Here is a 25,961-nt window from a genome sequence, read left to right as displayed (position 1 = left end):
AGTGGCGGGTGCGCGATCGCCTGCCACTGGCAACATCGTGGTACGGCACGCGGAAGCGGCACCGCCGAACCGTCGAACGGGTGACGGGCGGCGCGACGTCAGGAGCGGGTGACGGGCGGCGCGACGCCAGGAGCAGGTGACGGGCGGCGCGACGCCAGGAGCAGGAATGGACGGCGCGACGTCAGGGCCGGTGGCGGCGGGCGGTCGGCGTCAGGAGCGGGTGCCGTGCCAGGAGCGCCAGAGGGCCGCGTACGAACCGCCCGCGGCGACCAGCTCGTCGTGCGGGCCGATCTCGATGATCCGGCCGTCCTCGACCACCGCGACCCGGTCGGCGTCGTGCGCCGAGAAGAGGCGGTGCGCGATGGCGATCACCGTCCGGCCCTGGAGCACGGCCGCGAGGGAGCGCTCCAGATGCCGGGCTGCCCGGGGGTCGATCAGCGAGGTGGCCTCGTCCAGCACCAGCGTGTGCGGGTCGGCCAGCACCAGCCGGGCCAGCGCCAACTGCTGCGCCTGCGCGGGCGACAGCGGGTGCCCACCGGCGCCGACCACCGTGTCGAGCCCGTCCGGCAGCGCGTCGGCCCAGTCGAGCGCGTCGACGGCGGCCAGCGCCGACCGGACGGCCGGCTCGTCGGCGCCCGGCCGGACCATCGCCACGTTGTCCCGCAGCGTGCCGATGAAGACGTGGTGCTCCTGGGTGACCAGCGCGACGTGCGTCCGCAGTTCGGCCAGGGGCAGCTCGTCGAGCCGCCGCCCCGCCACGGTGACCGAGCCGGAACGGGGCGCGTGCACCCCGGCGAGCAGCCGGCCGAGGGTGGACTTTCCGGCGCCCGAGGGGCCGACCATCGCCAGCTTCTCCCCCGGCTCCGGCACCAGGGTCACCCCGTGCAGCACGTCCCGCCCCGTCCGGTACGCGTACCGGACGTCCCGGGCGGCGAGCCGCCGGTCGCCCGTCGGCACGTCGGTGCCCGCCCGCGCCGGCGACCCGGACGGGGCCGGGGACGTGGTCGGGGCGTCGGCGTCGGCCACCCCGAGCAGGCGCGCCAGCGAGGCGCCGCCGACCTGCAACTCGTCCAGCCAGGAGAGCAGCCGGTCGACCGGGTCGATCAGTTGCTGAACGTAGAGCGTGGCGGCGGTGACCTCGCCGAGGCTCACCCAACCCTTCAGGTGGAACCAGCCGCCGATGATCAGCGTGGCGACCACCGGCACCACGTAGCCGATCTCGGTGACCGGGAAGAACACCGTGCGCAGCCGCAGGGTGTAGCGCTCGGCCGCGTACGACCGGCGGATGTCGGCGTCGGTGCGGGCCCGGCGGCGCGCCTCCTGCCGCAACGCCTCGGTGGTGCGCGAGCCCTCGACGGTCTCGCTGATCCCGTCGGTGATGTCGGAGTAGGCGGCGTTCTCCCGCAGGTAGCCGTCCGGGGCGCGGCGCAGGTACCACCGGGTGCCGGCCCACAGCAGCGGCACCGCGACCAGGCAGGGCACCGCGAGCAGCGGGTTGACCAGGAGCAGCGCGCCGACGATGAAGCAGCCGGTGACGACCGCGATCAGCGTCTCGGGCACCGCGAACCGGACCGTCCGGGACAGCGCGGAGACGTCCCGGGACGTCCGGGTGAGCAGGTCGCCCGTCCCGGCCCGCTCCACGGTGGCCAGCGGCAGCGCCAGGATCCGGTCGACGAACTCCTCGCGCAGCTCGGCCAGCACCCGCTCGCCCAGCCGCGCCGACGCCAGGTGGGCGAACCGCACCAGCACCGACTGCGCCAGCACGAAGCCGGCGATCAGCAGCGCGATCCGGTCGACGGTGACGCCCGTCGTGCCCCGGGAGATCCCCTCGACCAGGTCGCCGAGCAGCCACGGCGCGACCAGGCCGGCCGCCGCGGCCAGGGCGTGCAGGCCGAGCGCCACGCCGAGCGCGCGCGGGTGCCGGCGCACCAGCGTACGGGCGTAGCGGCGCACCTGGCGCGCGTCGGCGACCGGCAGTGCGGCGGCCATCAGTCCTCCCCCCGGCTGACCGTCGCCCGGTAGCGCGGTTCGCCGTCGAGCAGTGCGGTGTGCGTCCCCTCGGCCACCACCTTGCCGTCCTCCACGAAGATCACATGGTCGGCGCGGCTCAGCACGAGCGGGCTGGTGGTGCAGACCAGGGTGGTCCGGCCGGCCCGGGCCGCGCCGAGCCGCTCGGCGATGCGGGCCTCGGTGTGCGCGTCCACGGCGCTGGTCGGCTCGACCAGCAGCAGGGTCTCCGGGTCGGCGACGAGCGCCCGGGCCAGCCGCAGCCGCTGCTGCTGGCCGCCGGAGAACTCCCGCCCCCGCTCGGCCACGGCGCTGGCCAGCCCGTCGGGCAGGGCCTCCACGATGTCCGTCGCGCTCGCCGCCGCCAGCGCCGCCGCGATCGCCGCCTCGTCGGCCCGGTCGTGCGGGTCCAGCTCCGCGCGCAGCGGGCCGGTGAACAGGTGCGCGTTGTTGTCGGCCACCAGGATCCGCTCCCGCACCGTCGCCAGCGGCAGCGCCCGCAGCGGTACGCCGTGCAGCGTCGCGTCCGAGTCGACGTACCGGCCGAGGCGGTCAACGATCGCCGCCGCGTCCTCGGGCGCGGTCGCGGCGAGCGCGGTGAACCGGCCGGGCCGCAGGGTCACGCCCGACTCCACGTCGACCAACTCACCGGGGCCGTCCGGCAGCGCCGCCGGGCGGGGCGGGTCCACCAACTCCGGGTCGAGCCGCAGCAGCCGCACCACACGCCGGGCGGCGACGTGCCCCCGGGTCAGCTTGTCCACCGCCTCGGTGAGCTGCCGCAGCGGGCTGACCAGGAACGCGGTGTAGCCGTAGAACGCCACGAGCTGGCCGGCGCTGATCTCGCCACGCAGCGCGAACCGGGCGCCGAGCCAGGTGACCAGCACCAGGAACGCGCCGGGGAGCAGCACCTGCGCCGCCTCCAGCAGCGACTCGACCCGGGCCACCCGCAAACCGTCGGCGCGCAGCGCCTGGGACCGCGCGCGGTAGCGGGCGGAGAGCATCGGCTCGCCGCCGACGCCACGCAGCACCCGCAGCCCGGAGACGATGTCGCCGGCCCGGGTGGTCAGCGCACCCTCGGAGTCCCGGTATGCCTGCTGCTGCCGGTGCAGGGGCCGGATGAGCAGCCCGACCACCGCCATCAGCAGCGGTACGCCGAGCACCACGACCAGCCCGAGCGGCAGGGAGGCGCCGAGCAGGATCACCCCGACGGTCACGATCGCGACGACGGCGCCGGTGCCCCGGGCGGTGATGTCGATCGCCGAGCCGATCTGGTTGATGTCGGCCGTGCCGATGCTCACCACCTCGCCGGCGGCCACCCGGCGCGGCAGCGCGGCGCCGAGCCGGTTCGCCGCGCCCACGGTCAGCTGCACCGTCCGGTACGCCGCGGCGAGGAAGTTGTGCACCGCGCAGCGGTGCCGCAGGATCCCGGCGACCGCCTGGAGCACGCCCAGGCCCAGCAGCACCAGCCCCCAGGTGAGCAGCGCGTCCTCGTCCCCGCGGGTGAGCCCGTCGACGGCCCGGCCGACGGCCGCCGGCACCAGCGCCTGGGCGACCATCCAGACGACGCCGAGCAGGATGCCGACGGTGAACAGCACCTTGTGCCGCCCGGCCAGCCACACCAGGTAGCGGGTCGCCGAGCGGGTGTCGGGTGCGCCGGGGTCGCCGGCCGGTGAGAAACGCATGGCCCACCGACGCTAGGCGGGCCATGGGCGGCACCGCCAACCAATTACCGCTGCCACGTGCCCCGGCTCACGCCGAACGGCGGCGGCACGCCCCGATCCACGTCGAACGGCGGCACGCCCCGACCCACGTCGAACGGCGACGCACGCCGGTCAGCGGTCGACCTGGGTGAAGTCCCACGAGTGCGGCGGGCGGGCGAGCAGCATCGCCGGCGGCTCCGGCAGCGGGCGGGGATTGCTGCGCCACTTGGAGATGACCACCACCCGGTGGTCCGTTGAGGAGAACACCTCGCTGGACAGGTGCATCGGGTCGTGCTCGAACTCCGGCAGCGCCGTGTCGCAGACCCAGGTGATCAGGTCGGCGACGCCGTACGGCTCGGCCCGCGCCTCCCACATCCGCACGATCACGTCATCCGTCCCTGAAGTTCACACGCTGACAGTGGTCAACGGCATGGCCGAGTCGGCGGGCAGGTCCAGCCGGCTCGGCGCGACACCCGAGGCGACCAGGTGCGAGCCGAGGGCGGCGACCATCGCGCCGTTGTCCGTGCAGAGCTTCGGTCGGGGCACCCGGACCCGGATGCCGTCCTTGGCGGCGCGGTGCTCGGCCATCGCCCGCAGCCGCGAGTTGGCCGCCACGCCGCCGCCGATCACCAGCGTCCCGACACCGTTGGCCCGGCAGGCGTCCAGCGCCTTGCGCACCAGCACGTCGCAGACCGCCTCCTGGAAGGACGCGGCCACGTCGGCGACCGGCACCGGCTCGCCCGCCCGCTGCCGCGCCTCGACCCAGCGGGCCACCGCCGTCTTCAGTCCGGAGAAGGAGAAGTCGTAGCGGTGGGCGGCGAGGTCCTTGGCGGCGGTCAGGCCGCGCGGGAAGCCGATGGCGGCCGGGTCGCCGGCCCGGGCCTCCCGGTCGATGTACGGCCCACCGGGGAACGGCAGGCCCAGCAGCCGGGCCACCTTGTCGAACGCCTCGCCGGCCGCGTCGTCGATCGTGGCGCCGAGCGGGGTGACGCCCCGGGCCAGGTCGTCGACGAGGAGCAGGGAGGAGTGCCCGCCGGAGACCAGCAGGGCGATCGCCGGCTCGGGCAGCGGGCCGTGCTCCAGGGTGTCCACGGCGACGTGCGCGGCCAGGTGGTTGACGCCGTAGACCGGCTTCTCGGCGGCGAGCGCGTAGCCCTTGGCGGCGGCCACCCCGACCAGCAGCGCGCCGGCCAGCCCCGGGCCGGAGGTGACCGCGATCGCGTCGATGTCGGCGAGGGTCACCCCCGCCTCCTTCAGCGCCCGGTCCATGGTCGGCACGATGGCCTCCAGGTGCGCCCGGCTGGCCACCTCGGGCACCACCCCGCCGAACCGGGCGTGCTGCTCGACGCTGGAGGCGAGCGCGTCGGCCAGCAGCGTGTGCCCCCGTACGATGCCGACGCCGGTCTCGTCGCAGGACGTCTCGATGCCGAGGACCAGGGGTTCGTCAGTCATCGCCCGCCTCCCGGGTGCGCTGCATGACCAGCGCGTCGGTGTTGCTCGGTTGGTAGTAGCCGCGCCGCACGCCGATCGGCTCGAAGCCGTACGCCGCGTAGAGCAGTTGGGCCGGGGCGTTGTCCGCCGCGACCTCCAGCAGGGTGCTGCGGGACCCGAGCCGGGCCGCCTCGGCGAGCAGCGCCTCCAGCAGCAGCCGGCCGACGCCGCGCCGCTGGGCGTCCCGGCGTACCGCGATGTTCTGCACCCACGCCTCGTCGGGCGGGGCCGCGGTGAGCCCGGCGTAGCCCAGCACGGTGCCGTCGTCGTCGGTGGCGACGAGGTAGAAGTGCCCGTTGGCCAGCTCGTTCCAGAACATCGCCGCCGACCACTGCTCGGCGCCGAACAGGTCCGCCTCGATCGGCAGCACCTCGTCGATGTGCCACCACCGGAACCGTTGGAGGCGCACCCCGGTCATGGCAGGACCGGCTTGCGGGCCGTCGCCGCCACGGCGTCCGGCCGGCGCAGGTAGAGCGGGGTGAGCGCCTCGCCGGGGGCGCCGGCCCGGATCCGCTCGGCGGCCAGGGTCGCCAGCACGCCGGCGTCCGGGTAGCGCGGCTCGGCCCGCACGGGCAGGCCGAGGGTGTCCGCGTACCGGTGCGCGCCGTCGCCGACCGCGACCGTGACGGCCAGGCCGCGGGCGCGCTCGGCGGCGACCGCCGGGGCCGACACCTCCGGCCCGACGATCCGCTGGCCCGCGCCGTCGTAGACCGCCCAGTAGATCTCCCGGCGCCGCGCGTCGCTCGCCGCCAGCACCGGCTCGCCGGCGGCCGCCGGGTGGCCGACGGCGTCCAGCGAGCAGACGCCGTACGTCGGCACGCCCAGCACCTGGCCCATGGTGGCGGCGGTGACCAGACCCACCCGGAGCCCGGTGAACGGGCCGGGGCCGAGCCCGGCGACGATCGCGCCCAGGTCGGCCGGGCGGGCGTCGACGTCGGCGAGCACCGCGTCGACCTGCGGGGCGAGCAGTTCGCCGTGGGCGCGGGCGTCGACCGTGCAGCGGTACGCCCGGGTCGCGACGCCGTCCGCCGTGACCTCCACCAGCGCCGCCGTCACCGCGGGCGTCGAGCTGTCCACCACCAGTACGAGCACGGTAAGCCAGCCTAGCCGCCCCGGTCGGCGGCCCCGGCGACGCGGGTCAGCTCGGGGTGCGGAACTTGCGCTGGAAGGCCGGCAGCAGCCAGGGACGCCGCCCGCTGATGCGCACCTTGCCGCTGAGCACCGCCCGGGCCCGGCTGATCCGGCCGAACATCATCAGGCTGAGCGTGGCGGGATCGTGGTCGATCCGCACGTCGGGCCGGGCGTCCGGCTCGGCGAACGACACCACCCCCCGGTGCAGCAGCAGCCGGACCGGGGCCGCGTACGCCGAGCGGAACTCGACCACGATGCGGCGCTCGCTCGGCGGCGAGCCGCCGTCGATCAGCCGCCCATAGCCGTGTCGGACGACGCCGGCCAGGAACAGCTCCAGGAAGAGCACGGCGTGCGGGCTGGGGATCTCCCAGGGCTGCCCGGTGGCGCGGGCGACGTCGTGGCCGTGGATGAGCACCTCGTTGACCAGGTGGGCGCAGAGCCCGGCGAGGGGAACCTGCGCCCCGGCGAGCCACGGCACCGTCTCGTCGGGGCGCCGCCCCTCGCAGGCGACCAGGAACTGCTTCACGTCGGCCTGCAACCGGTCGAGCAGGGGCTGCGGGTCGCGCTCGGTGAGGTGGCCGAGCATCACGTCGTTGAAGTCCGCCACCGTGTCGACGGTGGTCCCGGACAGCAGCGTGTCGACGCCCGGCACCGGTGGGAGCGGGCGTTCCGGATCCACCAGGCAGACGTACAACCACGCGATGGAGCCGACGTGGGCGAGCGTGTCCGCCACCGACCAGTCGGCCGTGGCCATGGCCTGCGGCGGGGCGGCGCGGACCAGATCGACGAAGCGGTCTGTCTGCTCCGCCAGCGCCGTCCGCGCCACCCGCCACCGTTCGTCGCTGACCGTCGCCGTCATCCGCCCGCCTCCCGGCTCGCCGACCGCTGGAGGCACAGGCTACAGCGGACAGTCGCCGCCCGGTGACCCGCAGCTTGCGGACTTCGTCAGCCGGCCGAGCGCTCCCAGTCGACCGTGGGCAGGCCCGCGTCGGCGAGGGCCTTGTTGGCCGCGCTGAACGGCCGGCTGCCCAGGAAGCCGCGCGGGTTCATCGGGCTGGGGTGCCCGGCCTCCAGCACCACGTGCTGGGGGTTGGTGACCAGCGCGGCCTTCTTGCGCGCGTAGCCGCCCCAGAGCAGGAAGACCACCCGGGAGTCCAGCGCGTCGAGCGCCCGGATGGTGGCGTCGGTGAACTCCTCCCAGCCGCGGTTCGCGTGCGAACCGGGCGTGGCCTCGCGGACGGTGAGCACCGAGTTGAGCAGCAGGACGCCCTGCGCCGCCCAACCGCTCAGGTTGCCGCTGCGCGGCTTCGGCACGCCGACGTCCTCGCCGAGTTCCTTGAAGACGTTGCGCAGCGACGGCGGCACGCTCACGCCCTCCCGCACGCTGAAGCTGAGCCCGTGCGCCTGCCCCGCCTTGTGGTAGGGGTCCTGCCCGAGGATCAGCACCCGGCAGTCGGCCGGCGCGCAGAGCCGGTAGGCCGAGAAGAGGTCGTCGACCGGCGGGAAGACGGTGCGGGTCGCGTATTCCCCGGCGACGAACGCGGCCAGCTCGGCGGTGCGGGCCGGGTCGAGGTGCGGGGTGAGCACGGCACGCCAGTCCTCCGGCAGCAGCGCCAGCAGGTCCAGGGTGGGGGCGTCGTCGGGCATCGGCAACCTTTCGCCTGTCGAATCCGTCCCGCGCACTCTAGGCAGACGGTACGACAGCGCTCACCCGAGGGCGGCCAGGCGCTGCGCCCAGTCGCCGCCGACCGGCTCCAGCTCGACCACCCGGGTGTCGTCGTCGCGCCGGTCGACGCGTACCCGCAGGTGCGCCTCCACCAGCTGCTCGACCAGGCCCTCGCCCCACTCGACCACGGTCACCGACTCGTCCACCGAGGCGTCCAGGTCGAGGTCGTCGATCTCGGCGCGCGGATCGGCGGCGTCGCCCAGCCGGTACGCGTCGGCGTGCACCAGCGCCACCGTGCCGCCCCGGGCCGGATCCGGTCGGTGCACCCGGGCGATCACGAAGGTGGGCGAGGTGATGTCGCCGAGCACCCCGAGCCCGGCCCCGATGCCCTGGGTCAACGCGGTCTTGCCGGCGCCCAGCGGGCCGGTCAGCAACAGCAGGTCGCCGGCGCGCAGCAGCCCGGCCAGCCGCCGCCCGAACCCGTGGGTGTCGTCGACCGTCGGCAGCTCGACGACATGCGTCACAGCTCCTCCAGGAAGCGCGTCAGTGCCGCGTTGACCTCGTCGGCGTGCTCCAGCATCACCACGTGCCCGCTGTCGGAGATCTTGACGAACTCGGCGTGCGGCAGCCGCCGGACGATCTCCTCCGAGTGGGTCACCGGGGTGATCATGTCCTTGTCGCCGACGACCACCAGCACGGGGGTGTCCGCCAGCGCGGCGAGCGCCGGGAAGCGGGAGTGCGTCGCCAGCGTCCGCAGGTAGCGCGTCACCGTGTCGGCGGACGTGCGCGAGTTCATCGTCTCGACGTACGACACCAGGGCCGGGCTGGGGTGGCGGGTGCCGAAGCCGTACCTGCGGGTGAGCAGCCAGGCCACGTTGGTGGTGGACTTGCGGGCGCGGTCGATCACCGTGCCGCCGTAGCGGGTGACGTTGCCGACCATGTAGAGCACGGGCGCGCCGACCCGGCCGAGCAGGGCCGGCGCCACCAGTTTGGTCTCGGCGAGCAGGCCGCCGGAGGTGGCCATCAGCACGGTGCCGACGACCCGGTCGCCGAACAGCTCCGGGAACAGCTCGGCGAAGGCCATGATCGTCATGCCGCCCATCGAGTGGCCGACGAGCACCAGCGGCCCCTCCGGGGCGACGCGGTCGATCACCTCGCGCAGCGTCCGGCCGAGCGCGGTGAGGTCGTACTCGCCCGTCTCCAGCCGCCCGGACCGGCCGTGCCCCGGCTGGTCGTACGCGACGATCCGGTGCTCGCCCCGCTCGGCGAGCACCTTGCGCTGGAAGTGGAAGGTACCCATGTCCAGGCAGAAGCCGTGCACCAGCACCACGGTCGGGTTGCCGGGCGTCGGCCGGGTCGGCTCGACCGCCTCGACGTGGATGTCGGTGCCGTCGGGCATCTCCAGCCGGAACGCCTCGTCGTACCGCTGCTCGCCGAAGACCTCGTCGGCGTACCGGTCGGTGGGGTCGGACTTGAGCTTGCGGACCAGGGCGCGTTCGGTGGCGACGCCGGCCGCGAGCCCGGCGGCGGCGACCCCGACGGCGGCCAGCGCGCCCACGGCGGCCCGGGCGTGCCCGGAGCGGGGCAACGGAATCCGGGAACGGGACGTCACGGGCGCTCGCCGTCGTAGACGCGGGGCACCCGGCTGCTGCCGAACCGGGTGACGATCTCGTAGTTGATGGTGCCGGCCGCCTCGGCCCAGTCGTCGGCCGTGGGCTCGCCGCCGGCACCGCTGCCGAAGAGCGTGACCACGTCGCCGGCGGCCACCGGGTCGTCGCCGCAGTCGAGCACGAACTGGTCCATGCAGACCCGGCCCGAGATTTGCCGCCGCCGGCCGCCGAGCTGCACCGGCCCGCTGTTGGAGGTGTGCCGGGGCACCCCGTCGGCGTAGCCGAGCGGCACCACGGCCAGGTTCGCCTCCCGCTCGGTGGTGTAGGTGTGCCCGTACGAGACGCCGGAGCCGGCGGGGACGCGCTTGGCGAGCATCACCCGGGCCCGGGCGGTCATCGCCGGGCGCAGCCCGTAGCTCTCGCCGGTCACCGGGGAGAGCCCGTAGACGGCGAGCCCGGGCCGGACCAGGTCGAAGTGCGCGTCCGGTCGGGTCAGCGTGGCGGCGGAGTTGGCCAGGTGCCGGTAGCGGGGCCGCAGGCCGGCCTGCTCGGCCATGCCGATGCCCTCGTGGAAGACGGCGAGTTGGCGGTCGATGGTCGGGTGGCCGGGCGAGTCCGCGTAGACGAAGTGGCTCCACACCCCGACCACCTCGACCAGGCCGTCGGCCTGCGCCTTGGCGGCGGCGTCGAGCAGGGCCGGCCAGTCGGCGACGGTCGCGCCGCCCCGGGACAGCCCGGTGTCGATCTTGAGGTGCAGCCGGGCCGGTCGCCCGGCCGCGCGGCCCGCCTCGACCATCTCGTCGAGCTGGGGCAGGCTGGCGGCGCCGAGGTCGACCCCGGCGGCGACCCCCTCGTGCAGCGGCAGCCCGGGCGCGAGGAGCCAGGCCAGCACCGGCACGGTGATCCCGGCCCGGCGCAGCGTCAGCGCCTCGTCCAGCGTGCAGACGCCCAGCCAGTCCGCCCCGGCGTCCAGCGCGGCGCGGGCCGCCGGGACCATGCCGTGGCCGTAGCCGTCGCCCTTGACCACCGCCATCAACTCGGCGGCGGTGCCGGCCCGCAGCCGGCTCACGTTCTCGCGGATCGCGTCCAGATCCACCCGCACCTCGGCCTGCCACATGCCCCCAGCCTACTTTCCGCGCTGATCTCCCCGGCCCAGGCCGCCGGAGCCGCTGCGGTCAGCTCTCCCCGGCCCAGGCCGGCGGAGCCGCTGCAGTCAGCCGAGACGGGCGAGGACCGGGCGGAGGGCGTCGGCCACGTCGGGCGCGGTCACCGGCCCGCCCCGGGCCGCCTCCCGACCGGCCAGCCCGTGCAGGTACGCGGCCGAGGCCGCCGCGCGCTCCGGCGCCAGCCCGGCCGCGAGCAGCGAGCCGAGCAGCCCGGCCAGCACGTCGCCGGTGCCCCCGGTGGCCAGCGCCGCCGTGCCGGTCGGGTTGACGTACGCCCGGCCGTCCGGCGTGCCGATCACCGTGCGGTCGCCCTTGAGCAGCACCACGGCGTTCATCCAGGCGGCCAGGCGCAGCGTGGCCGCCACCCGGTCGGCGCCCGGCGTCTCGCCGCAGAGCCGGGTGAACTCGCGGTCGTGCGGGGTGACCACGATCGGGGCGTCCCGCCTGCGCAGCCGGTCGGCGAGCGAGCCGTCGACCAGCAGGGTCAGCGCGTCGGCGTCGAGCACCACGGGCACCGGGGCGGAGAGCACCGCGCGCAGTTCCCGGGCCGCCTCCTCGCCGGTGCCCAGCCCGGAGCCGCAGACCCAGGCCTGCACCCGCCCCGCGTCGGCGACCCGGTCGGTCGCGATCACCGAGGGGTGCCGGTGCAGCACGTCGGCCCGGGCGGAGCCGGCGTAGCGGACCATGCCGGTCGGGCCGGCCAGCGCCCCGGCGACCGAGAGCACCGCCGCGCCGGGGTAGGTGGCCGAGCCGGTGGCGACACCCACCACGCCCCGGGCGTACTTCTCCGACGCCGGGCCGAGCCGGGGCCACCAGTCCACGACGTCCGACCACTCGGTCACGCGCAGCGCGGGGCTGCCGCGCAGCCACGGCTCCAGCCCGATGTCGACCAGTTCCACCTGACCGGCGAGCGCGGCGGCCGGGCCCACCACCAGCGCGGGCTTCAGCGCGCCGAACGCGACCGTCACGTCGGCGCGGACGGCGCTCGGCCGCCCGGCGGCGGTCAGCGGCACGTCCCCGGTGTCGACCGCGACACCGCTGGGCACGTCCACCGCGACCACGGTGGCGGGGGCGCCGTCGCGCCCGCAGTGCCGCACCAGGCTGGCGGCGAGCTGGTCGGCGGTGTCCCGGAGCCCGCCCCGCCCGCCGATCCCGACGATGCCGTCCAGCACCATGTCGACCGTCGCCGGCGGCCGGTCCACGATCCGCCCCCCGGCGGCCCGCAGCGCGGCCAGCCCCTCGGCGTGCGCCCGGCCGGGGCTGAGCAACAGCGCCGACACGGCCGCGCCGCGACGGGCCAGGTGCGCGCCGGCCAGGAGCGTGTCGCCGCCGTTGTCGCCGGAGCCGACCAGCAGCAGCACCCGGGCGGCGTAGACCCCGCCCCGGTCGGCGAGCAGCAGCGCGCAGCGGCGGGCCAGCCCGGCGGCGGCCCGCTTCATCAGCGTCCCGGGCGGAAGGGCGGCGGCCAGCCCCGCCTCCGCCGCGCGTACGTCCGCGACCCGCCACACCGGTCTCACGCCACCGCCCCCGTCCGACCTTCCCGGCGCGCCAGGTCGGCGCGCTCCGATCACCGTTCCGCGACCACCATGGCCGAGGCGATCCCGCCGTCGTGGGACAACGAGAGATGCCAGCGGTTGACCCCGCGCTCGGTGGCCGCCGCCGCGACCGTGCCGGAGACGGTCAGCCAGGGGCGGCCGTCCGGGTCCGGCACGATCTCGCAGTCGTGCCAGCTCAGCCCGGCCGGCGCGCCGAGCGCCTTGGCGACCGCCTCCTTGGCCGCGAACCGGGCGGCCAGCGACTCCGGCGAACGCGGGTTGCCGGAGCTGGTGTAGCGCTCGGCCTCCGTGAAGAGCCGGTCGGCGAGCAGCGGCGTCCGCGCCAGGGCCCGGGCGAACCGCTCGACCAGGACGACGTCGATGCCGACAGCGACGATCACGGGGCTCACCCTACCGGCGCGGGCGGCCGCACATTAGCCGCCGGCTCGGGGCCGGGCAACGCCTGTGGACGGCGGGTGTCCGTCCGCCGGGGCCGTCGTCCACAGGGTGCCTGCGGGGGTGTGGACGCCGCCTAGCGTTCCGGTCGTCGATGTTCCGCGAGGCACGGGGGCCGAGGATGACCGAGGAGCCGATCACCGTACGGCCCGACGCGCTGCGCCGGGCGGCGAGCGCGCTCGGCGACGACGCGTACCGGCTGGGGCACGGGCTGGCCGGGGTGACCGGGCTGGTGGTGCCGGCCACGGAGTGGGCGGCCGGGGCGGCGCTGACCGGGCTGGAGTCGGCGGTGCACTCCTGGTTCGGCGCGCTCGGCGCCCAGGTGGCCGCGACGGCCGGGGCGGTGCGGGCGGCGGCCGAGGCGTACGAGTCGGTGGACGACCGGGCGGCCGGCCGGTTCGCCGCCCTCCACCGGTGACCGCGCCGGCACGACCGACGGCGGGCGGAGCCGGGTCGGCACCACTGGTGACCGGAGCTGCGCCGGCACCACCCGCGGTGAGCCGAGCGGGCCCGTCCGGGCGGCCGGCGCACCCCGCCGAGCGGGCACCGGGCCGAGCCGGGCCGTCCGGGCGGCCGGCGCACCCCGCCGAGCGGGCAACGGCCGTGGGATACCGGCAGCTCTGGGCGGTCGACCCGGGTGCCTGGCGGGCCGCCGGGGCGGCCTGGCGGGGGTTGACCGACCGGGTCGGGCGCCGGGCCGACGAGTTGTCCGCCGGGGCGGCGGCGCTGCGCGCCGACTGGTCGGGCGGCGCTGGCGGGGCGGCCGACGCCCGGCTCGCGGCGCTGCGCACCGAGCTGACCACGGTCTCCCCCGCCCTGATCGAGGCCGACCAGGTGCTGGCCGAGTTCGCCGGTCGGCTGGGGGCGGCGAAGGCCCGGCTCGCCGCCGCGGTGACGCGCGCGGACGGCGCCGGGCTGCTGGTCGACCGACAGGGGCGGGTCGCCGCCGATCCCGCCCGCGCGCCGGCCTCCCCACGGTCGGGGCAGGTCGCGGCCGGGGTGGGCGCGGCGATCCGGGAGGCGCTGGCGCTGGCCGGGGCGGCCGACCGGGAGGTGGCCGGCCGGCTGGACGCCCTGTCCGCCGCCGCCCGGTCGACATGGGCCACCCCGCCGCCACCCGGCCGGCCCCCGCCCGGCACCACCCCGGCCGCGGTACGGGCGTGGTGGGCCGGGCTCACCCCCGCGCAGCGGCGGTGGCTGGTGGCGCACGAGGCGGCGCTCGTCGGGCGCCTCGACGGGGTGCCGGTGGCCGCCCGCGACCAGGCCAACCGCCTGCTGCTCGGGGCGCGGCGGGAGGAGTTGCTCGCCGCGCGGCGCCGGCTGCTGGAGCGGGTGCCGCGCGGGCCGGTCGAGCTGGCCGGGCTGCTGCGGGTCGAGCGGGCGCTGGCGGGGCTGGACGCGCTGACCGGGCGCCTGGCCGCCGGCGAGGCGCCCCGGGCGTACCTGCTGGGGCTGGACACCGCCGGCGAGGGCCGCGCGGTCGTGGCGCTGGGCAACCCGGACCGGGCGGCGCGGACGCTGACGCACGTGCCGGGGACGACCGCCGGCCTGGACGACGCACCCGGCGAGCTGGGCCGGGCGGCGCGGGTGCTGTCCCGCTGCGCCGACATCGCGCCGGAGGAGGAGACCGCCGCGGTGCTCTGGCTGGACTACGACGCCCCCGACTTCCTGCACGAGGCGGCCTGGTGGGGGCAGGCCCGGGACGCGGGCCCGGCGCTGCACCGGTTCCAGGAGGGGCTGCGGGCGACCCACGACGGGCCGCCGGGCCGGCAGACCGTGCTGGGCCACAGCTACGGCTCGCTGGTGGTCGGCACGGCCGCCCGCGACCACGGGCTGGCCGCCGACGCGCTGGTCTTCGTCGGCTCGCCCGGGGTGGGGGTCGCGCACGCCGCCGAGCTGGGCCTGCCACCCGAGCAGGTCTGGGCGAGCACCGCGCCGGACGACGTGATCCGGCTCGCCCGGCCGCCGGACGAGCTGGCCCGGCAGGCTCTGCTCGCCGCGTCGCCGCTCGGTGGGGCCGCCCGGCTGGCCGGCGGGCCGGAACGCGAGCTGTGGTTCGGCCAGGACCCGGCCCACCCGGGCTTCGGCGGGCGCACCTTCCCCAGCGGCCGGCACGGGCACAGCGGCTACTGGGCGGCCGACAACCCGGCGCTGGACGGCATGGCCCGCGTGGTGCTCGGCCGCTGACGTGGCGACGCCACGCGAGACCTCGGCGACGAACGACCCCCGGACGGGCAGCGGGTCCCCAGGGTCCCGGGATCGGCCGGCGGCGCGGCGGGCGCCCCGCCGCCGGCCGGCGTCACTCGACCGTCACCGACTTGGCCAGGTTGCGGGGCTGGTCCACGTCGTGCCCCCTGGCGGCGGCGATCTCGGCGGCGAGGACCTGCAACGGCACGGTGGTGACCAGCGGCGCGAGCAGCGTCGGCGTACGCGGCACGTAGATCAGGTGGTCGGCGTAGCGGACGACCGCCTCGTCGCCCTCTTCCGCGATCACGATGGTCCGGGCGCCGCGCGCCCGCACCTCCTGGATGTTGGAGACCACCTTGTCGTGCAGCATGCCCCGGCCGACGGGCGACGGCACGATGCAGATCACCGGGGTGCCCTTGTCGATCAGGGCGATCGGGCCGTGCTTCAGCTCGCCGGCGGCGAAGCCCTCGGCGTGCATGTACGCCAGCTCCTTGAGCTTGAGCGCGCCTTCCAGGGCCACCGGGTAGCCGACGTGCCGGCCGATGAACAGCACGGTCGGCTCGGTCTTGAGGTCGCGGGCCAGCTCACGGACCGGCTCGATGCGGTCCAGCAGCTCGCGCAGCTTGCCCGGCATCCGGTGGAGCTGCTCGACGACGGCGGCCACCTCGTCGGCGAACTTGATCCCCCGCACCTGGGCCAGGTGCAGGCCGATCAGGTAGCACGCGACGAGCTGGGTCAGGAACGCCTTGGTCGAGGCGACGGCGATCTCGGGGCCGCCGTGGGTGTAGAGGACGGCGTCGGACTCGCGGGGAATGGTGGAGCCGTTGGTGTTGCAGATGGCCAGGACGCGGGCCTTCTGCTCCTTGGCGTGCCGCAGCGCCATCAGCGTGTCCATCGTCTCGCCGGACTGCGAGATCACGACGATCAGCGTGGACCGGTCGAGAACCGGGTCGCGGTAGCGGAACTCGCTGGCCAGCTCCACCTCGCAGGGGATCCGGGTCCAGTGCTCGATGGCGTACTTGGCGACCAGGCCGGAGTGGTAGGCGGTGCCGCAGGCGACGATGAAGATCTTGTCGACGTCGCGCAGGTCCTGGTCGCTGAGGCGGACCTCGTCGAGCATGATCTCGCCGGTGTCGGTGAGCCGGCCGAGCAGGGTGTCGGCGATGGCCTGGGGCTGCTCCTCGATCTCCTTGAGCATGAACCAGTCGTAGCCGCCCTTCTCGGCGGCCGAGGAGTCCCAGTCGATGTGGAAGTCCTTGCCGCTGGCGGGCTGGCCCGAGAAGTCGGTGATCTCGATGGTGTCACCGGTGATGAGGACGATCTGGTCCTGGCCCAGCTCCACCGCGTCCCGGGTGTGCTCGATGAACGCGGCCACGTCGCTGGCGAGGTAGTTCTCCCCGTCGCCCCGGCCGACGACCAGCGGTGAGTTGCGGCGGGCGCCGACGACGGCGCCGGGCACCGCGGCGTCGACGGCGAGCAGGGTGAACGCGCCCTCCAGACGCTGGCAGACCACTCGCATGCCGGCGGCGAGCAGCTGTGGGCCCTCGGGGTGGCCGGCGGCGCGCAGGTCGGCCAGTGCGGCGGAGAGCAGGTGCGCCGCGCACTCGGTGTCGGTGTCGCTGGTGAACTGGACGCCGTCGGCCTCCAGCTCGGCGCGGAGCTTCGCGAAGTTCTCGATGATGCCGTTGTGGATCACGGCGACGCGGCCGTCGGGGGCGAGGTGCGGGTGGGCGTTGCGGTCGGTCGGGCCGCCGTGGGTGGCCCACCGGGTGTGCCCGATGCCGGTGGTGCCGTCCCCGATGCCGATGGGGCTGGCCGCGCAGGACGTCGGGTCCTCGGCGGCCCGCTCGGAGAGCACCTTCTCCAGGTTGGCGAGCTTGCCGGCCTTCTTCTCGGTCAGCAGCTCGCCGTCGCAGACGATGGCGACGCCGGCCGAGTCGTAGCCGCGGTACTCCAGCCGCCGCAGTCCGTCGAGCACGATTCCGAGCGCCGGGCGCGCGCCGGCGTAACCCACGATTCCACACATGTCCCGCAGCCTAACCCAGCTTCGCTCATCGTGCGTGCGCGAAAGCCGGGTAAACAATCACTGAATTTGAGCGATCGGGTAACGGGCGGGATCCGGGAGGACAAACAGCCACACCCGTACGCCCGGGGGCGAAACCGGCACGGGATGGTGGCTTGCCCGCGTCGGCCGCGTACGGCACCCTGACGGCCGCGCCCCGCCCGCCTTCCCCGGAGCACAGCCATGTCCCACGCCACGCCGCCGCCCGAGCCGACCCCGCCGGCAGGCCCGTCCGCACCCGAAACGGCCCCCTCCGGCCCGCGTGCGTCGGGCAAGCGCCCTCCCGCGGTGGACTTCGGCGTCGCCGCCGGCGCGGTCGTCGTCTTCGGCATCTGCGCCTGCCTCGGCCTCGCCGACCGCCTTGTCAGCACCGTCGACGGGGGCGACCCGGACCGCCCGCTCGCCCACCTGCCTCTCCCGTACCAGCAACCGACAGGCGGCGGGTGGCCGACGGCGGAGCCGGCCCCGACGACTCCGCCGGCCGTGCCGGTACGGACTGCCGCACCGGCACGGACGCCCTCCGACGGACCGGGCACGGTCACCGTCGTCTACGAGGTGACCGGCCGCGGGCCAGCCGACGTGGAGTACTACGACGCCAACGGTGACTTCGTCCAGACCGAAGGAGTCACCCTGCCCTGGCGGATGCGGTTGCGCGCACACGACGCCGAGCGGGTGATGGTGCTGGCCACCGGCCCCGACCGGAACCGCGCGATCGGCTGCCGCATCACCGTCGACGGCCGGGCCGTAGCCGCGGACGGCGGCCGGTGGCAGGTCACCTGCAACAGGGGGACGACGGGTTGAACCCGGGCCGGGAGTCCGTAGGCTGGCGGGCGTGACGACCACCGCCGATGTCGACCCGCTGGTGGCGCGGATGCGCGCGTTCGGGACGACCGTCTTCGCCGAGATGTCCGCCCTGGCCGTGCGCACCGGCGCGGTCAACCTCGGCCAGGGCTTCCCGGACACCGACGGGCCGGCGGAGATGCTCGCCGCCGCGGCCGAGGCGCTGCGCACCGGGCAGAACCAGTACCCGCCGGGGCCGGGCGTCCCGGCGTTGCGCGCGGCGGTGGCCGCGCACCAGCGCCGGTTCTGGGGGCTGGAGTACGACCCGGACGGCGAGATCGTGGTGACGGCGGGCGCCACCGAGGCGATCGCGGCCGCGATCCTCGGGCTCTGCGAGCCGGGCGACGAGGTGGTCTGCTTCGAGCCGTACTACGACTCGTACGCCGCCTCGATCGCGCTGGCCGGCGCGGTCCGGCGTCCGGTCACGCTGCGTCCCGCCGCCGACGGCCGGTACGCCTTCGACCCGGCGGCCCTGCGCGCCGCGTTCGGCCCGCGCACCCGGCTGGTGCTGCTGAACTCGCCGCACAACCCGACCGGCAAGGTGTTCACCCCTGACGAGCTGGCCCTGGTCGCCGAGCTGTGCCGGGAGCACGGCGCGTACGCGGTGACCGACGAGGTGTACGAGCACCTCGTCTTCACCGACGCCGCCGCCGGCCACGTGCCGCTGGCGACCCTGCCCGGCATGCGCGAGCGGACGCTGCGCATCTCCTCGGCCGGCAAGACGTTCTCCTGCACGGGCTGGAAGGTCGGCTGGGTGAGCGGGCCGGCGGCGCTGGTCTCGGCGGTGCTGCGGGTGAAGCAGTTCCTCACCTTCGTCAACGCCGCGCCGTTGCAGCCGGCGGTCGCGGTGGCGCTGGCCCTGCCCGACGACTACTTCACCGGCTTCCGGGACGGCATGCAGGCCCGCCGGGACCAGCTCGTCGGCGGGCTGACCGACGCCGGGTTCGAGGTGCTGGCGCCGGAGGGGACGTACTTCGTCACCGCCGACGTCACTGCGCTGGGCGGGCGCGACGGCGTGGAGTTCTGCCGGTCGCTGCCCGAGCGGTGTGGGGTGGTCGCCGTCCCGACCCAGGTCTTCTACGACGACGCCGAGGCCGGTCGCCGGCTGGTCCGCTTCGCCTTCTGCAAGCGCCCGGAGGTCCTGACCGAGGCCGTCACCCGGCTGCGCCGGCTCACCGGCACGCGGTGACCGACGCCTGCGCCTGACCGTCAGCCGGCGGCGCGGGTCGGGCCGCTCCCCCGCTCCGCCGGCGTCCCCTCCGAGCGGGCCGCGCGGAGTTTGGCGACCACCGCCCCGCCGTCGGCGAGCAGCACCCCCTCGGCGTCGTCGACGAAGGCCAGGTCGGCCTCGACGTGCCGACTCGCCGCCGAGAGCAGCAGGCCGACCACCGGGTCGTCGGCCCGGCGGCGCAGCCCGTCGAGGTTGCGCAGCTCCCGCATCAGGTGTCCGCGTTGGTTGCCGAGCACCGTCCGCACGGTGGCCGGGTCGCCGGACCGGGCCGCGGCGGTCACCTTGAGGAAGAAGTCGTCCCGGAACCCGCCGCTGCGCGGGCTGGGCTCGGCGAGCCAGCGGTCCAGCTCGGCGTGGCCGTCCGGGGTGATCTCGTAGACCACCCGGTCGGGCTTGACCGGCTGCGGGTGCCGTTCGGCCACCACCAGGCCGTCCCGGGAGAGCCGGTCGAGGATCTGGTAGAGGTGCCCGATGTTGAGCGGGCCCCACTGCGGGCCGACCGCCTCCTCGAAGGCGCCCTTCAGCTCGTAGCCGTAGCTGGGGCCGCCGGCGAGCAGGGCCAGGACCGCGTGCTGTATCGCCACCGTCTCCTCCGATCCGATCCGGACTGGCCCACCCCGATGGGCCTTGCATTGTCACAATGTATCGCGCACAGTGTGTTCAGCACACGGGGAGGCGCGACATGCTCAACATCGTCTGGAAGCAGCTTCGCGGCCGTGCGGGACGGTCGGTGGCGCTGCTGGTCGGCGTGCTGGTGGCGACCACCGGCTTCGTCGTCCTGACCGGCGCCACCACCACCTCACGACTCGACGTCACCGGCGCCGTCGAGCGGGACACCCGCGCCGCGTACGACATCCTGGTTCGTCCCAAGGGGGCGCGGACGCCGCTGGAGGCGGAGCAGCGGCTGGTCCGGCCCAACTACCTCTCCGGGCTGTACGGCGGCATCACCCCCGCCCAGTACGAGCAGGTGCAGGGCATCGAAGGGGTGGATGTGGCCGCTCCGATCGCGATGCTCGGCCACTCCACCACGGCCATCAAGATGCCGGTCGACCTGACCGACGCGGTCGACCCGTCGCTGGACCGGCAGGTCATCCGGGTCGACCGCACGTTCCTCGCCGAACGCGGGCTCACCAAAGCCCAGGCCCATCCGGTCTACGTCTACGTCACGAAGCATCCGCTGCTGTTCCCGATAACCAGCGGCGGGTTCCACAGCGACGCCATCCCCTACGACGACGGCCGCCGGTACGAATCAGACCTCTGCGGTGACGTGCCCCGCGAGGTGCTGCCCGGCGGTCGGAGCGAACCGATCTGTGACCCCCTCTGGGGCCTGGCGCCCGGCCTCGCCAACCTGACCGAGCGGGAGGTCTGGTCGGTCGAGGGCGTCCGACTGCTGCCGGACGGCAAATTCCAGCGCGGGCAGCAGGCGGCACCGGGTGCCCAATCGTCGCAGTCCACCCCACGTCTGGTGCTGGAGTTGGAACTCACGATCCCGTTCCTGCTCGCCGCCGTCGATCCGGCGGCCGAGCAGCGCCTGGTGGGCCTCTCCGACGCGGTCGTGCAGGGACGCCCGCTGCTCCCCGGCGACGACGTCGACGTCAAGCGGCAGCCCGGATCCGTCCTCCACACCGTGCCCGTGCTGGCCAGCAGCCGGCCCTACCTGGACGGCGCCATCCGCGCCAGCTACACCCGGATCGTCCCGTCCCGGAGCATCGCCGGGGTCATCCCGGGCGACCTGGCCGGAGCACTGCGCGGCGCGCCCGCCGTGCCGGCCGGCGGCGTCGAGCGGGACTCGCTGACCGCCTACCGGTCCCAGATCGCGGCCGGCGCAGACGGGCGGACGTGCTGCTGGGGCCAGCTTCTGCGGGTGGTCCAACCGGGCCAGACGACGTACGACCAGATGCCCGACGGGGTGCTGAGCCCCCGGAAGGCGGCACCGAACCCCGGCGCGTACGGGCAGGAGAAGACCACCAACGTGCTGCCCCAGCCCTGGTTGACCGAGGACACCCCGTTCCGCCCGCTGACCGCGCTGGCCACCTCCCGAGACACCTCGCAGGCGCGGATGTGGAAGTCGGTCGGCCTCTTCGACCCGGAGAAGCTCGCCGGCTTCAGCGACCTGGGCAAGGTGCCGCTGGAGACGTACGAGCCGCCGGTCGCCCGCGGCGCCGACGAGCGCAGCCGGGCCGCGCTGGGCGGCCGGCCGCTGGAGCCGAGTGGCAACCCGGCCGGCTACCTGTCCGCCCCGCCGCTGCTGCTCACCAACCTGGGCAGCGTGCCCGAGTTGCTGGCCGGGGGCAGCAGCCCGCAGCGCGCCGCGCCGATCAGCGCCATCCGGGTCCGGGTCGCCGACGTACGCGGCTACAGCGAGCGTTCCGCCGAGCGGGTCCGGCTGACCGCCGAGCGGATCGCCCAGGCCACCGGTCTGGACGTCGACATCACCCTCGGCTCCTCCCCCGCGCCGCAGACCGTGGAGCTGCCGGCCGGCGCGTTTGGCCGCCCCGCGCTGCGGCTCGACGAGAACTGGTCGGCGCTGGGCGTGGCCTCCACCATCACGAGGGCCGTCGACCGCAAGAGCGCCGCGCTCTTCCTGCTGGTGCTGGTGGTCTGCGTGCTCTTCCTCGGCAACGCGGTCTCGGCGGCGGTCCGGGACCGCCGCCCCGAACTGGCGGTGCTCGCCTGCCTGGGCTGGCCGGCCCGCCGGATCGGCGCGCTGATCCTCGGCGAGGTCGCCGCGTTGGGTCTCGCCGCCGGACTGCTCGCCGTCGGCCTCGCGTTCCCGCTCGGCGCGGCACTGGGCATCGACGTCGACTGGCGGCGGGCGCTGCTCGCCGTACCGGTGGCGCTGCTGCTGGCGCTGGTCGCGGGCCTGACGCCGGCCCTGCGGGCCGCGCGTGCCCACCCGGCCGCCGCGCTGCGCCCACCAATCGCCACCGCCCGCTGGGTACGCCGGCCGCGCACCCTGGCCGGTCTGGCCCTGGTGAACCTGGTCCGCACCCCCGGCCGCACCCTGCTCGGCGCAGGCGCGCTGGCCATCGGGGTGGCCGCGCTGACCCTGGTCGCCGCCGCCGCGTACGCCTTCCGGGGCGCGATCGTGGGCAGTCTGCTCGGCGACACCGTGTCGCTCAGCGTGCGCGGCGCCGATGCTCTCGCCGCGGCGGCCACGGTGCTGCTCGGCGCCGCCGCGGTCGCCGACGTGCTCTACCTGAACATCCGGGACCGCGCCGCCGAGCTGGCCACGCTGCGCGCGACCGGCTGGACCGACGCCGAGCTCGGCCGACTGGTCGGCTACGAGGGTGTCCTGCTCGGTGCGCTCGGGGCGCTCACCGGAGCCGGCCTCGGGCTCGGCGGAGCGGCCTGGTTGGTCGGTGAACTGCCGACGGCGCTGGTGACGGTGGCCGCCACGGTGGCGCTCGCCGGGGTCCTGGTCACCTGCCTGGCGGCGCTCGTCCCGGCCGCGCTGCTGCGCCGCCTTCCCACCGCACAACTACTGGCAGAGGAGTGACCATGGCAGCGACGACGGGGAGTACGGTCCGCGTCGCCGGACTGGCCCGGCAGTTCCGCAGCGGCACCGAGCGGCTCACCGCCGTCGACGACGTGTCGCTGGAGATCGCGGCCGGGTCGCTGGTGGCGCTGACCGGGCCGAGCGGCTCCGGAAAATCCACCCTGCTGCACCTGATCGGCGCGATCGAGCAGGCCGACCGGGGCACCGTGACGGTGGACGACGTGGAGATCACCACCCTGCGCCGGGCGGCCCTGGCCCGGTACCGGCAGCGGGTCGGCTTCGTCTTCCAGCGCTACCACCTGCTGCCCGCGCTGACCGTGCTGGACAACGTGATCGCACCGATGCTGCCCCGCCGGGGGCGGGCCGACCACGCCGCCCGGGCCCGGGAGCTGCTCGACGCGGTGGGCCTGGCCGGGCGGGAACGGGCCCTGCCGGCCCAGCTCTCCGGCGGTCAGCAGCAGCGGGTCGCGATCGCCCGGGCGCTGATGGGCTCCCCCGGGCTGCTGCTCGCCGACGAGCCGACCGGCAACCTCGACTCGACCACCGGTGGGCAGATCCTCGACCTGCTGTTGGACCTGCGCGACCGGCACGGCATGACGATCCTGCTCGCCACCCACGAGCGGGCGGTGGCCGCCCGGTGCGACCGGCTGATCCGCCTCGGCGACGGGCGGATCGTCGAGGACGTGGACCTCACCGACGGCGAGGACCCGGCGGCCACCTTCCGGCGCGCCGCGGGCCTGCGCCTGTAGACCGGCCGCCGGCAGCCGCCCCTGGGGAGCGCTCAGGCCGGCTCCCGACCGTCCGGGAAAGGCGACGGCCCGGGCCCGCCGGTGGCGGGCCCGGGCCGAAGGGAGAAGTCAGGCGGTCGGGCTGGCGACGCGCACCGCGCCGGCGATGCGCTCGGCCGTCTCGCGGGCGACGTGCTCCGTGGCGGCCTCGACCATGACGCGGACCAGGGGCTCGGTGCCGGACGGGCGGAGCAGCACCCGGCCGGTCTCCCCCAGCTCCGCCTCGGCCCGCTCGACCTCGGCCCGGACGGCGGGCGCGGCCGCGCCGACCGTACGGTCGCCGACGGGAACGTTGACCAGCACCTGCGGCAGCCGGGTGAGCACGCCGGCCAGCTCGGCCAGGGACTTGCCGGTCGCCGCCATCCGCGACATCAGGTGCAGCCCGGTCAGCACCCCGTCGCCGGTGGTGGCGTACGCGGGCATCACGATGTGGCCGCTCTGCTCGCCGCCCAGCGCCAGCCCGGACGCCCGCAGCTCCTCCAGCACGTACCGGTCGCCGACCTTGGTCTCGACCAGCCGGATGCCCTCGCGGGACATCGCCAGGCGCAGGCCCAGGTTGCTCATCACGGTCGCGACCAGCGTGTCCTGCGTCAACGTGCCGGCCTCCCGCATGGCGAGGGCGAGGATCGCCATCACCTGGTCGCCGTCGACCTCGTCGCCGTCGGCGGTCACCGCGACGCACCGGTCGGCGTCGCCGTCGTGCGCGATGCCCAGGTGCGCGCCGTGCTCGACCACGGCGGCCCGCAGGGCCTCGATGTGGTTGGAGCCGCACTCGTCGTTGATGTTCAGGCCGTCGGGCTCGGCGTGGATCGCGACGACCTCGGCCCCGGCCTCCCGGTACGCCACCGGCGCCACCTCGGCGGCCGCGCCGTTGGCGCAGTCGACCACGACCTTGATCCCGTCGAGACGGTGCGGCACGGTGCCGACCAGGTGCTGCACGTAGTGGTCGGCGCCGTCGAGCAGGTCGTGCACCCGGCCGACGCCGGCGCCGGTCGGCCGTTCCCAGGCGCTGGTGGCGTTCGCCGCGACGGCCGACTCGATCTGCATCTCGATCTCGTCGGGCAGCTTGTGCCCGCCGGCGGCGAAGAGCTTGATCCCGTTGTCGGGCATCGGGTTGTGCGAGGCGGAGAGCATGACGCCCAGGTCGGCCTTGGCCTCGGCGGTGAGGAACGCCACGGCCGGCGTCGGCAGCACGCCCACCCGCACCACGTTGGCGCCGGCGCTGGTGAGCCCGGCCACGACGGCGGCCTCCAGCATCTCGCCGCTGGCCCGGGTGTCCCGGCCGACCACGGCGAGCGGGGGATGACTCTTGTCCGACTCGGCGAGCGTGTGCGCGGCGGCGACCGCCACCGCGAGCGCCAACTCGGGCGTGAGATCCGCATTCGCCCGCCCGCGTACGCCGTCCGTGCCGAACAACCGACCCATACCCGCCAACCTCCGATGAAACGGTCCAGGGAAAGGCGAACGGCCGGGCCGCCTCCCGTCGAGGGGAGGCGACCCGGCCGTTCGTCAGAAGTACAACGTGCCGCTGAAGGTCAGCGCTTCGAGTACTGAGGAGCCTTACGGGCCTTCTTGAGGCCGTACTTCTTGCTTTCCTTGACCCGGGCGTCCCGGGTGAGGAAGCCGGCCTTCTTCAGCGCCGGACGGTCGTCCGGCTCGCTGACGATCAGGGCCCGGGCGATGGCCAGCCGGAGCGCGCCGGCCTGACCGGTGGTGCCGCCGCCACGCAGGTTGGCGATGACGTCGAACGCCTCCGGCTTCTCGGCGGTGACCAGCGGGTCCTTGATCAGCTGCTGGTGCACCTTGCTCGGGAAGTAGGCCTCGAGGTCCCGACCGTTGCAGGTGATCTTGCCGGTGCCCGGCACGATGCGGACCCGGACGATGGCCTCCTTGCGGCGACCCACGGTCTGGATCGGCCGGTCACCACGAGGCGCGCGGGCGACGGGCGCCGGCGCCTCGGTGGCCTCCTCGGGGGCAACCTCGGTGGCGGTGATGTCGGTCATGCTGATTCCTTCGCCCGCGCTCACTGCGCGATCTGCTTGATCTCGAACGGCACCGGCTGCTGCGCGCCGTGCGGGTGCTCGGCACCGGCGTAGACCTTCAGCTTCTTGATGAGCTTACGGCCGAGCTTGTTGTGCGGGAGCATCCCCTTGACGGCGAGCTCGATGGCCCGCTCGGGGCGCTTGGTCAGCAGCTCGTCGTAGCCGACCTGCTTCAGACCACCCGGGTAACCGGAGTGGCGGTAGGCGATCTTCTGCTGCCGCTTGTTGCCGGTCAGCGCCACCTTGCCCGCGTTCACGATGACGACGAAGTCGCCCGTGTCGACGTGCGGCGCGAAAGTCGGCTTGTGCTTGCCGCGCAGCAGCGTGGCGGCGTGGGTGGCCAGGCGGCCCAGCACGACATCAGAGGCGTCGATGACGTGCCACTGACGCTCGATCTCACCCGGCTTCGGGCTGTACGTACGCACAGGTATACCTTGTCTCGTCGTCGGTCTGGGGTCGCGCGCCGAGGTTACCGGGCGCGCACGAACGACCAAGCGTACCTCAGGCGGCACGCCTCTGGATGTCGTACAACAGCAGGCAACGATACCCG

The 25,961-nt window shown here is 75.2% G+C and carries 24 protein-coding genes; 6 read left to right on the top strand and 18 right to left on the bottom strand.

The features are described 5' to 3' along the window. Positions 1-210 precede the first annotated feature (210 nt). From ABZ793_RS11180 to ABZ793_RS11120, 13 genes are all read right to left on the bottom strand, one after another. On the bottom strand, positions 211-1,989 hold the full coding sequence (locus ABZ793_RS11180; protein WP_357455361.1) for an ABC transporter ATP-binding protein: 1,779 nt from the start codon (positions 1,987-1,989) through the stop codon (positions 211-213). Continuing rightward, entirely contained in the window at positions 1,989-3,689 is a 1,701-nt protein-coding gene (locus ABZ793_RS11175; protein WP_357455358.1) for an ABC transporter ATP-binding protein, read from the bottom strand. The genes ABZ793_RS11180 and ABZ793_RS11175 overlap by 1 nt, the downstream gene beginning before the upstream one ends. Before the next feature lie 150 nt (positions 3,690-3,839). Beyond that, positions 3,840-4,094, bottom strand: coding sequence for a hypothetical protein (locus ABZ793_RS11170; protein WP_350704069.1), 255 nt, complete (start codon positions 4,092-4,094; stop codon positions 3,840-3,842). An 18-nt stretch (positions 4,095-4,112) separates the two neighbouring features. Next, positions 4,113-5,159: a tRNA (adenosine(37)-N6)-threonylcarbamoyltransferase complex transferase subunit TsaD gene (gene tsaD / locus ABZ793_RS11165; RefSeq protein ID WP_357455354.1), complete on the bottom strand. Its 1,047-nt coding sequence runs from the start codon at positions 5,157-5,159 to the stop codon at positions 4,113-4,115. Then, entirely contained in the window at positions 5,152-5,616 is a 465-nt protein-coding gene (rimI, locus tag ABZ793_RS11160; protein ID WP_357455351.1) for a ribosomal protein S18-alanine N-acetyltransferase, read from the bottom strand. The genes tsaD and rimI overlap by 8 nt, the downstream gene beginning before the upstream one ends. Then, entirely contained in the window at positions 5,613-6,290 is a 678-nt protein-coding gene (tsaB, locus tag ABZ793_RS11155; protein WP_357455348.1) for a tRNA (adenosine(37)-N6)-threonylcarbamoyltransferase complex dimerization subunit type 1 TsaB, read from the bottom strand. Before tsaB ends, rimI begins: the two co-directional genes overlap by 4 nt. A gap of 46 nt (positions 6,291-6,336) precedes the next feature. Next, a complete protein-coding gene (locus ABZ793_RS11150; protein ID WP_350704076.1) occupies positions 6,337-7,188 on the bottom strand; it encodes a maleylpyruvate isomerase family mycothiol-dependent enzyme in 852 nt (283 codons plus the stop codon). An 86-nt stretch (positions 7,189-7,274) separates the two neighbouring features. Next, positions 7,275-7,976, bottom strand: coding sequence for a uracil-DNA glycosylase (gene ung, locus ABZ793_RS11145; protein ID WP_350704078.1), 702 nt, complete (start codon positions 7,974-7,976; stop codon positions 7,275-7,277). A 60-nt stretch (positions 7,977-8,036) separates the two neighbouring features. Next, on the bottom strand, positions 8,037-8,519 hold the full coding sequence (gene tsaE, locus ABZ793_RS11140; RefSeq protein WP_357455345.1) for a tRNA (adenosine(37)-N6)-threonylcarbamoyltransferase complex ATPase subunit type 1 TsaE: 483 nt from the start codon (positions 8,517-8,519) through the stop codon (positions 8,037-8,039). Next, entirely contained in the window at positions 8,516-9,607 is a 1,092-nt protein-coding gene (locus ABZ793_RS11135; RefSeq protein ID WP_357455342.1) for an alpha/beta hydrolase, read from the bottom strand. The genes tsaE and ABZ793_RS11135 overlap by 4 nt, the downstream gene beginning before the upstream one ends. Further along, positions 9,604-10,722 (bottom strand): alanine racemase, encoded by a 1,119-nt coding sequence (gene alr / locus ABZ793_RS11130; RefSeq protein ID WP_357455339.1) that lies wholly within the window; start codon positions 10,720-10,722, stop codon positions 9,604-9,606. The genes ABZ793_RS11135 and alr overlap by 4 nt, the downstream gene beginning before the upstream one ends. A 96-nt stretch (positions 10,723-10,818) precedes the next feature. Further along, positions 10,819-12,288 carry an NAD(P)H-hydrate dehydratase gene (locus tag ABZ793_RS11125; RefSeq protein ID WP_357455336.1) on the bottom strand — a complete coding sequence of 490 codons (1,470 nt, stop codon included), beginning with the start codon at positions 12,286-12,288 and terminating at the stop codon, positions 10,819-10,821. A gap of 50 nt (positions 12,289-12,338) precedes the next feature. Continuing rightward, on the bottom strand, positions 12,339-12,707 hold the full coding sequence (locus tag ABZ793_RS11120; protein WP_350704088.1) for a holo-ACP synthase: 369 nt from the start codon (positions 12,705-12,707) through the stop codon (positions 12,339-12,341). 176 nt (positions 12,708-12,883) lie between these two features. Between ABZ793_RS11120 and ABZ793_RS11115 the strand changes: the two genes are divergently transcribed. Both ABZ793_RS11115 and ABZ793_RS11110 read left to right on the top strand, forming a co-directional pair. Further along, positions 12,884-13,180, top strand: coding sequence for a type VII secretion target (locus ABZ793_RS11115; RefSeq protein WP_357455332.1), 297 nt, complete (start codon positions 12,884-12,886; stop codon positions 13,178-13,180). 185 nt (positions 13,181-13,365) lie between these two features. Further along, the gene (locus ABZ793_RS11110) at positions 13,366-14,949 is read left to right on the top strand and encodes an alpha/beta hydrolase (RefSeq protein WP_357455329.1); all 1,584 of its coding nucleotides are present in this window, start codon (positions 13,366-13,368) and stop codon (positions 14,947-14,949) included. A 112-nt stretch (positions 14,950-15,061) separates the two neighbouring features. Here the strand turns inward: ABZ793_RS11110 and glmS are convergent, their stop codons facing one another. After that, a complete protein-coding gene (gene glmS, locus ABZ793_RS11105) occupies positions 15,062-16,975 on the bottom strand; it encodes a glutamine--fructose-6-phosphate transaminase (isomerizing) (protein WP_357455326.1) in 1,914 nt (637 codons plus the stop codon). A 324-nt stretch (positions 16,976-17,299) separates the two neighbouring features. On the opposite strand from glmS, the gene ABZ793_RS11100 reads away from it, so the two are divergent. Next, positions 17,300-17,812 carry an MmpS family transport accessory protein gene (locus ABZ793_RS11100; RefSeq protein ID WP_357455323.1) on the top strand — a complete coding sequence of 171 codons (513 nt, stop codon included), beginning with the start codon at positions 17,300-17,302 and terminating at the stop codon, positions 17,810-17,812. Between the two features lie 31 nt (positions 17,813-17,843). Then, positions 17,844-19,040 (top strand): pyridoxal phosphate-dependent aminotransferase, encoded by a 1,197-nt coding sequence (locus tag ABZ793_RS11095; RefSeq protein WP_357455320.1) that lies wholly within the window; start codon positions 17,844-17,846, stop codon positions 19,038-19,040. Positions 19,041-19,060: 20 nt separating this feature from the next. Here ABZ793_RS11095 and ABZ793_RS11090 read toward each other — a convergent pair whose 3' ends face one another. Continuing rightward, positions 19,061-19,666 (bottom strand): helix-turn-helix transcriptional regulator, encoded by a 606-nt coding sequence (locus ABZ793_RS11090; RefSeq protein WP_357455317.1) that lies wholly within the window; start codon positions 19,664-19,666, stop codon positions 19,061-19,063. Positions 19,667-19,764: 98 nt separating this feature from the next. Between ABZ793_RS11090 and ABZ793_RS11085 the strand changes: the two genes are divergently transcribed. After that, complete coding sequence (locus ABZ793_RS11085; protein ID WP_357455314.1) at positions 19,765-22,581, top strand: FtsX-like permease family protein; 2,817 nt, start codon at positions 19,765-19,767, stop codon at positions 22,579-22,581. Positions 22,582-22,583: 2 nt separating this feature from the next. Further along, on the top strand, positions 22,584-23,330 hold the full coding sequence (locus tag ABZ793_RS11080; protein ID WP_357455311.1) for an ABC transporter ATP-binding protein: 747 nt from the start codon (positions 22,584-22,586) through the stop codon (positions 23,328-23,330). A gap of 108 nt (positions 23,331-23,438) precedes the next feature. Here the strand turns inward: ABZ793_RS11080 and glmM are convergent, their stop codons facing one another. The 3 genes from glmM to rplM form a co-directional block, all read right to left on the bottom strand. After that, positions 23,439-24,794, bottom strand: coding sequence for a phosphoglucosamine mutase (glmM, locus tag ABZ793_RS11075; RefSeq protein WP_357455307.1), 1,356 nt, complete (start codon positions 24,792-24,794; stop codon positions 23,439-23,441). A 110-nt stretch (positions 24,795-24,904) separates the two neighbouring features. Next, positions 24,905-25,372, bottom strand: a complete 468-nt coding sequence (gene rpsI, locus ABZ793_RS11070; RefSeq protein WP_350680952.1) for a 30S ribosomal protein S9 — start codon at positions 25,370-25,372, stop codon at positions 24,905-24,907. A gap of 20 nt (positions 25,373-25,392) precedes the next feature. Beyond that, positions 25,393-25,836 (bottom strand): 50S ribosomal protein L13, encoded by a 444-nt coding sequence (gene rplM / locus ABZ793_RS11065; RefSeq protein WP_018720634.1) that lies wholly within the window; start codon positions 25,834-25,836, stop codon positions 25,393-25,395. Positions 25,837-25,961 lie beyond the last annotated feature (125 nt).

It is taken from the genome of Micromonospora sp. NPDC047465 (assembly GCF_040643125.1).
In the GTDB taxonomy this organism is placed as follows: Bacteria; Actinomycetota; Actinomycetes; order Mycobacteriales; family Micromonosporaceae; genus Micromonospora.
Note: the sequence above shows the minus strand (reverse complement) of the source record. Positions and strands in the feature narration are given on the sequence as shown.

Coding starts and splice junctions, on each gene's coding strand:
- ABZ793_RS11180 (WP_357455361.1), bottom strand. CDS start 1,989: ATGGCCGCCGCACTGCCGGTCGCCGACGCGCGCCAGGTGCGCCGCTAC.
- ABZ793_RS11175 (WP_357455358.1), bottom strand. CDS start 3,689: ATGCGTTTCTCACCGGCCGGCGACCCCGGCGCACCCGACACCCGCTCG.
- tsaD (WP_357455354.1), bottom strand. CDS start 5,159: ATGACTGACGAACCCCTGGTCCTCGGCATCGAGACGTCCTGCGACGAG.
- rimI (WP_357455351.1), bottom strand. CDS start 5,616: ATGACCGGGGTGCGCCTCCAACGGTTCCGGTGGTGGCACATCGACGAG.
- ABZ793_RS11150 (WP_350704076.1), bottom strand. CDS start 7,188: ATGACGGCGACGGTCAGCGACGAACGGTGGCGGGTGGCGCGGACGGCG.
- ung (WP_350704078.1), bottom strand. CDS start 7,976: ATGCCCGACGACGCCCCCACCCTGGACCTGCTGGCGCTGCTGCCGGAG.
- alr (WP_357455339.1), bottom strand. CDS start 10,722: ATGTGGCAGGCCGAGGTGCGGGTGGATCTGGACGCGATCCGCGAGAAC.
- ABZ793_RS11115 (WP_357455332.1), top strand. CDS start 12,884: ATGACCGAGGAGCCGATCACCGTACGGCCCGACGCGCTGCGCCGGGCG.
- glmS (WP_357455326.1), bottom strand. CDS start 16,975: ATGTGTGGAATCGTGGGTTACGCCGGCGCGCGCCCGGCGCTCGGAATC.
- ABZ793_RS11085 (WP_357455314.1), top strand. CDS start 19,765: ATGCTCAACATCGTCTGGAAGCAGCTTCGCGGCCGTGCGGGACGGTCG.
- ABZ793_RS11080 (WP_357455311.1), top strand. CDS start 22,584: ATGGCAGCGACGACGGGGAGTACGGTCCGCGTCGCCGGACTGGCCCGG.
- glmM (WP_357455307.1), bottom strand. CDS start 24,794: ATGGGTCGGTTGTTCGGCACGGACGGCGTACGCGGGCGGGCGAATGCG.
- rpsI (WP_350680952.1), bottom strand. CDS start 25,372: ATGACCGACATCACCGCCACCGAGGTTGCCCCCGAGGAGGCCACCGAG.